The following is a 6654-nucleotide window of genomic DNA, read 5'->3' on the forward strand; positions in this document are numbered from 1 at the left end:
TCATTTCCCTTTCACGAGCGACGCGAGGGCGCCGATAAGTCTCACCGCCGGGTGGCGCCGGAGCTCGTCCACGTACGCCTGCTTGGACGGGCGGCTGATTACGTCCGAATACGACGGGTACGCGTGCACCATGCCCGCCATCCGACTGAACTTCATCCCCGCCGACTTCGCGAGGAGCGCCTGATGCAGGATTTCCCCCGCGTGCGGCCCGAGAATATGAATACCGAGCATACGGCCGCTTTTGTCCAGTATAAATTTCGCCATACCGGAAACGCCGTCGGTTTTACCGCGGTCGGTATCCTCGAACCGGTGGCGGTACACGCGGATGGAGGGCCCGTGCACAGCGCGGGCCTCATCCTCGGTGAGCCCGGAGCGGGCGAGCTCCGGGTCGCAGAAGGTGATCCACGGCACGTGGGAATAGTCCATTTTCGTCCGGAACACCGGGATCAGGGCGTTCCGCGCCGCGACGACCGCCTGCGCACCCGCCATGTGGCTGAAATAATAGGGCCCCGCGGCATCGCCGCACGCGTATATGTGGGAAACGCTTGTCTGCATACGGGCGTCCACCTGAATCCCGCGCGGTCCGGCCTTCACGCCGGCATGCTCCAGCCCCAGGCCATCGGTTACGGGAACACGGCCCACTGCTACGAGGAGCGTATCGGCGCGCAGCGCGACTGCCTTTGCCGCTCCTGTTGCACGTACTTCCACCATGACACCATTCCCAGCCTTATGCGCGCCCGTCGCCGCGACGCTCGTCATTATCCCGACACCCTCCGCCCGGAGGAACGAGCCGACCAGGTCCGCGAGCTCGGGCTCCTCGCGCGGAAGCAGGCGCGCGGCCATTTCGACTACCGTGACCTTCACGCCCAGGCGTCCGAGGGCCTGCGCCAGCTCCACGCCGATGGGCCCGCCCCCGAGCACGATCATTGAGCGGGGAAGCTTCTTGAGCGCGAACACGGTCTCGTTGGTGAGAAAGGGCGTATCCGCGAGTCCCGGAACGGGGGGGACGAGCGGCCGGGAGCCGGTTGCGATGATGAACTTTTTGGCGGTAAAGCGCGCGGCATCGACGGCTATCTCGTGCGGGCCGGTGAACGAGGCCGCGCCCTGGATCACCCGGATGCCTTCCGCTTCGAATACCGCGGGCTTCTCTCCCTCGTAGACGCGCTCGACGACCGCGCGCACGTAACGCAGGGCCCCTGAGGCGTCGATGCGCGCAGGGATTTTCCACGCCGGCCCGAATTCCCCCGACCTTCCCGCCTCGCGCGCCGCGCGCGCGGCGCGGATGAGCGCCTTGCTGGGCACGCAGCCCGACCAGGTGCATTCCCCGCCGATCCTCGATTTTTCGACGAGCGCGACGCGCCGCCCCAGCCCCCGCGCGAGCCTGGCCGCGGTGATCCCCGCCGACCCCGCGCCGATCACGATCACGTCGAAGCGTTCACCGTCCATGATCCCCTCCCTTGCACGTTATGCGAAAGGCGTGCGGAGCACGCCCGCCGCCCCCTGCCACTCCTCCTCGCGGAGGAACCTGAGACCCAGCGGCATCCCGCGCGTGTCCCCGCGCGCCCGGTAGCTCCCGAAGAGCCGGTCCCAGATCGAGAATACGGACGCGTAGTTCGAATTGGTCTCCCCCCATTCCACCGAGTGGTGCACGCGGTGCATGTCCGGACTCACGACGAGCGCGCGCATCACCCTGTCGGCCCGCGCGGGAAGCGCCGTGTTGCTATGGTGAAACTGCACGATGGTCTGCATGCAGGTTTCGTAGACCAGGAGATCGGCGGCGTCCATACCGAGCGCCAGCATGACCGGAATGCGCAGGAGCGCGGAGAGCATTATCTCGAACGGGTGAAAGCGGAGCGCCGTGCTCGCGTCCATCGCGGTATCCGAGTGGTGCGCACGATGCAATCTCCACAGCAGCTTTATGCGGTGGTTCATGCGATGCCATGCGTACATCCAGAGATCGAACAGCACGAAACAGAGCGCGCCGCGCGCGAGCGTCCCCTGCGCGACGGGATCGATCAGGCGCGCGAGGCCCAGGCCGCGCGCCTCCGCCATCGGCAGTATCTGCGCGTACAGGAAGGAGGCCGGGGCCCCGATGAGCAGGCCGTTTATAATCCCGACCGCAATGTTGCCCAGCGCGTGGGGAATGCGCCGGACCCGTCCGCCAAAATGCGGGAAAAGCGTTTCGAGTCCGATGAAGAGCGCGAGCGTCGCCGCGCTTATCAATGCGCGCGCGTTCATCATGCCCCGTTCCCCGCGAGGTCCGGAAGGTTTTCCGCGCACCAGGCGCGGGTGCGCGGCGCGGCTCCGTTTCCCGAGGAGATACGCGCCAGCAGGCGCTCAAGGTCTCCCCACGAATCGACGTCGTGCCAGGCGGGAAGCAGGTGGAACGATTTTCCGTACTGCCGCAGCCGGTTCGTGGTGTAGGCGAGGACCGTCTCCGTGCTCCAGGGGATATCCGCGAATATCCGCGGCTCGAACGAACGCGCGTTGAAGCCGACAAGAAAATAGCCGCCGTCGGAGGCCGGTCCTATCACGGCGTCATGGGAGTCGAGCGCCGATAATGTCTGGGCGATCATGGGGCCGGGAAGATCGGGGATATCGCTTCCCACGAGAAGCGCGCGCCCGTAACCCATCCCGAAGGCGCGCGCAAGGGCCGCGCTCATGCGCTCCCCCAGGTCCCCGGCACCCTGCTCGGCGTATGCGAACGCGCCACCCAGCCACAATTCGGCGCCGGGAATACCACCGGGTGGATCGCATGCGACGATGATATCGGCGCCGGAAGCCGCGAGTATTTCCATTTCATCCTCGACGAACCGGCGATACAGCGCGGCCGCGCGGTCGTTCCCGATCTCCGTGCCAAGCCTCGTTTTCACCGGGACCGCGCCGGGCAGTTTGATGAACACGATTATCGCGTCCCCCCGATTTGGCGCGGACGACGTAGGCGCAGACGCGCCGATATTCTCATTCGAACTCATAGGTATAAGAATTCACAAAGCCGGCGATTTCCCCATGGCGATCACACCGTCCCCTCCACCGCGAACGGGCGGGACATTACTATTAGTTATTTCCTGTATCGGGCAAATCGAACTAAACGACGCCGTGGGCGCGCCGCTTCCCGTCCATTTAATATACCGCACACAGACGCCTGTTTCAAGCACAAAACACAACGGCAGTCAGCGCGCCTATCCCCGACCCGGGTAATACCAGCGCACCAGGCGCTCGGGGGAAACGCCCGCGAGGTAGAGAAGCTGGATGGCGTAATTCCTGAACGTGGTCCGCAGCATCCCGTGGCGCCGCCACATGCGCGAGGAGGTGAGCACCCTTTTTTTGAAAATTAATATTTTCCATCCCCGCCGCTTGATCCTCCGCATGATCTCGACGTCTTCCATCAGGGGAATGGGGGCATATCCCCCGAGCTCTCTGAAGAGGGCCGCGCGGATGAATATCGCCTGGTCTCCAAAGGGAATGGCCGTGGCGCGGCTGCGCATAGACGAAGAGCGCTCGACGATGCGAAAGTAGGGGCCGGGGTCATCCACGCCCAGGTCGAACGCGCCCCCGGCGAGTGCCGGGTCCGCGAGCGCGTCGGCGATATCGTTGAGCGCGCCGGGGGGGAGGATCGTATCGGCGTGAAGGAAGAGGAGGATGCGTCCGCGCGCCCGGGCGGCGGCGGCGTTCATCTGCAGGGAGCGCCCGCGCGGCGCGATGAGCGTGGTGACGCCGCGACTCTTCAAGGCCCCGATCGTGGAGCCCGCAGGGTCCCCGTCGGCGATGAGTATATCGGCGCCCCCGTCGTATTCGCGGATACGCTCATCCAGCGAATCGAGCGTGCGGACGATGGTGCCCGCCTCGCGCAGGACCGGGATGATGACGGATATTCCCGTTTCCTTTTTCGCATAACGCGTCATACGCGATCGCCTGAACGGCGTTTTTTTCCGGATGCGTCCCGGCGCAGGGGCACGGGCGTATTTCCGCCGGACGACGCATGATCTCCGGAATGGTTTCGGGTATTCATAGATGCGTATCGGCCCCCGAAAAATGCTACCATGGTGATGGCGGAAATGTCAACCATCGCGCGCTGAGGTCGAAGCAGGGAAACACGGAGATTTTCAACGGTGCGTTGCCGGGCTCGGGGCACGATCCATACGTCATCTTCCGCCCGTACGGTTCACAGCAGGAGGAGCGCGGTGCCGTCACGTGCGTATTATAAGAGGTGGTGTCCGATATTGACCCGCGGGTGCCGCACGCGCCTTCACCCGCGATTTCACTCGCCGCGCGTCAGTACGGGCTGTTCTTTTTCAGGCTCGAAATGGATCCGCTGAAAAACGCCTGCGCTTCCCTGAACTGCGCGGCGTAAAAAATCCTCATCTCCCCGTTGAGCCGCCGATACTTCCTCCCGAGCGTCTTTACCAGGAGCGCGAGCCTTTTCTCAATCTTCTCGACCTCGAGCGCATGGACGCTCTCCGAAATCGCGCCCAGCCGTGCGATGCTCTCGCGCACGAAGCCCTGCACGCGGCCGAGATACGTGGAATACTCGTCCGCCTTCAGGATGTCCCTGGTCATGATGAACAGGTGATAGCCCTTGATGGCGAAGCGGACCGCAAGCGCGAACGCCGACGGATTTCTAAGGGCGACGCGGGCGAGGAAGCGCAGGTAGCTCAGCCCGTAACGCGAGAAGGTCTGCTTCACGAGCGAGAGAAAAAACGCGCGGATATCGGTCATGGTGAGCGGCGGATCGGTCCTCACGGAGGCCGCCGGAAGGCGGTCGATGAACACGCGGCATCGCTCGAAGTAGCGGCGCGGCGAGTAGATCGTGGCGATTATTTTTTTGTATCCCTCGACGAGCCGCGCTTCCGGCATGCGGGGAACGAATGTCAGCTGGAGATCGTTGGTATTGCTGCCCTGCCAGTTGTTATCGGCCTTGAGGCGTCCCTCCTTTTCGAGGCGCCGGTAGAGCTGCGTTCCGGTGATGGCGCTCAAAAGGCCCACCATGGCCATGGGAATTCCCGCCCGCTGGATGAAATCGATCTGCCGATCGAAAATATCGTCCCCGTCGCTGTCGAAGCCCACGATGAATCCCGCCGTGACCTCGATCCCCGCGCGCTGGATCTTTTCCACGGACTCGAAGAGCCCCGATCTCAGGTTCTGGCCCTTGCTGCATTCCGCGAGCGCCGCGGCGTCCGGGGTTTCGATACCCACGAACACCATGTCAAAACCCGCCTCGACCATGAGCGCGAGCAGCTCGTCGTCGGCCGCGAGATCGACGCTCGCCTCGGTGAAGAGCGCGAAGGGATACGCGTGCTCCCGCTGCCATTCGATTATTTTCCTGAGCAGCTCCTTCACCTTGCGCTTGTTCCCGATAAAATTATCGTCCACGATGAAGATGGAGCCGCGCGCCCCGTTCCTATACGCCAGGTCCATCTCGCGCACGAACTGGTCCGGGTCCTTGAACCGCGGGTTTCGTCCGAACAATTCAATGATGTCGCAGAACTCGCAATTATAGGGACAGCCCCGCGAGTTCTGGATCGCCGCGTTCTGGTATTTTGAAAAATCGACCAGGTCGAAGCGCGGGGCGGGCGTTTTCGTGATATCGGGCCTCTCCTGGCTTTCGTAAAGATGTTTCGCGTTCCCGGCCTCGTAATCCCGTATGAAGCCGGGGAGCGTCGTCTCCGCCTCGTTCAGCACGAAGTGATCGACTCCGCTGATTTCGCCGTGAAGCGCAGTGGGAAAAGGTCCGCCCGCGACCACGGGCGTGCCGCACTCGTTGCAGAGCCGCACCACCTCGTCGAACGAGCGCCGCTGCACGATCATCGCGGAGAGGAACACCATGTCGGCATCCTCGACATCCTCGCGGCGCAGCGGTTCCACGTTCATATCGACGAGTTTCGATTCCCAGTCTTCGGGAAGTAACGAGGCTACGGTGATGAGGCCGAGCGGAATTATGGATGACTTCTTGTTCACAAACGCGAGCGAGTGCTTGAAGCTCCAGTAGGTGGTGGGAAACTCCGGGTATATCATAAGTATTTTTCTATGCATGGTTGTATCCGTCACATGTTTTATTTCGGGAAATAGTATTTCCAGGTTCGATTATGCTTACAAGGACAGGGTGGGAAGCGCAAAGGTTGCGATATTTTTATTACAAAATGGTTTTCCTTAAGGTACTGCTTTTTACAACTCCATGTATTCATTTCGTCGAATCGTGGAGGCACAGAAATGTTTTTAAAATAGTCTGAATATCCCTGACTCTCCGGGCTGCTGCGGAAATCACCTTGTTATAATAATTCAGAATTAATTGGGGTGTGAATTATTTTCCAGGTGTTTAAAAGGAGAATCCGGGAAAAGTGTTACAATTTTCTGCCACTCCTTCGTATTCACTTTAGACGCTCCACTCTTTCTTCGGAGAATACGGAATGCTGCGAACGAGCATCAATATGAGAATCGCCATCTTCATTAAGATAGGTCTCGCCGCCGCCAAGCTTGGAATATCCCGCCGCGAGGTCGTGATTATGATTCTTATGCGTATACGACACAACATTGATCACTTCCAGGGGGGCTTTACGCTGGTGAAGTACCAGCCGCGTGATCCACGGAAACTTTGGCATTGCTTTCCGATTACCTTCAGGAAGAATGAGAATGAGCTTGTTTCGGATTTCCGCA

5 protein-coding genes are annotated in these 6654 nt (G+C 61.5%); all 5 read right to left on the bottom strand.

Annotation, left to right across the window (positions count from 1 at the left end; genetic code table 11):
* The 5 genes from EPN93_05795 to EPN93_05815 all read right to left on the bottom strand — a co-directional run bounded on the left by EPN93_05795 (nt 1) and on the right by EPN93_05815 (nt 6033).
* Entirely contained in the window at nt 1-1446 is a 1446-nt protein-coding gene (locus EPN93_05795; protein TAL37501.1) for an NAD(P)/FAD-dependent oxidoreductase, read from the bottom strand.
* Between the two features lie 18 nt (nt 1447-1464).
* On the bottom strand, nt 1465-2241 hold the full coding sequence (locus EPN93_05800; GenBank protein ID TAL37502.1) for a sterol desaturase family protein: 777 nt from the start codon (nt 2239-2241) through the stop codon (nt 1465-1467).
* The gene (locus tag EPN93_05805) at nt 2238-2975 is read right to left on the bottom strand and encodes a glycosyltransferase (GenBank protein TAL37503.1); all 738 of its coding nucleotides are present in this window, start codon (nt 2973-2975) and stop codon (nt 2238-2240) included. The genes EPN93_05800 and EPN93_05805 overlap by 4 nt, the downstream gene beginning before the upstream one ends.
* Nucleotides 2976-3182: 207 nt before the next feature.
* Nucleotides 3183-3905, bottom strand: a complete 723-nt coding sequence (locus EPN93_05810) for a glycosyltransferase (GenBank protein ID TAL37504.1) — start codon at nt 3903-3905, stop codon at nt 3183-3185.
* 370 nt (nt 3906-4275) lie between these two features.
* Entirely contained in the window at nt 4276-6033 is a 1758-nt protein-coding gene (locus tag EPN93_05815) for a DUF4070 domain-containing protein (GenBank protein TAL37505.1), read from the bottom strand.
* Nucleotides 6034-6654 lie beyond the last annotated feature (621 nt).

It is taken from the genome of Spirochaetota bacterium (assembly GCA_004297825.1).
Classification (GTDB): Bacteria; Spirochaetota; UBA4802; order UBA4802; family UBA5368; genus FW300-bin19.

Bases quoted from the DNA above. Each gene is read 5' to 3' on its own strand.
- EPN93_05805 (TAL37503.1), bottom strand. From the start codon at position 2,975: ATGAGTTCGAATGAGAATATCGGCGCGTCTGCGCCTACGTCGTCCGCG.
- EPN93_05810 (TAL37504.1), bottom strand. From the start codon at position 3,905: ATGACGCGTTATGCGAAAAAGGAAACGGGAATATCCGTCATCATCCCG.
- EPN93_05795 (TAL37501.1), bottom strand. From the start codon at position 1,446: ATGGACGGTGAACGCTTCGACGTGATCGTGATCGGCGCGGGGTCGGCG.
- EPN93_05800 (TAL37502.1), bottom strand. From the start codon at position 2,241: ATGATGAACGCGCGCGCATTGATAAGCGCGGCGACGCTCGCGCTCTTC.
- EPN93_05815 (TAL37505.1), bottom strand. From the start codon at position 6,033: ATGCATAGAAAAATACTTATGATATACCCGGAGTTTCCCACCACCTAC.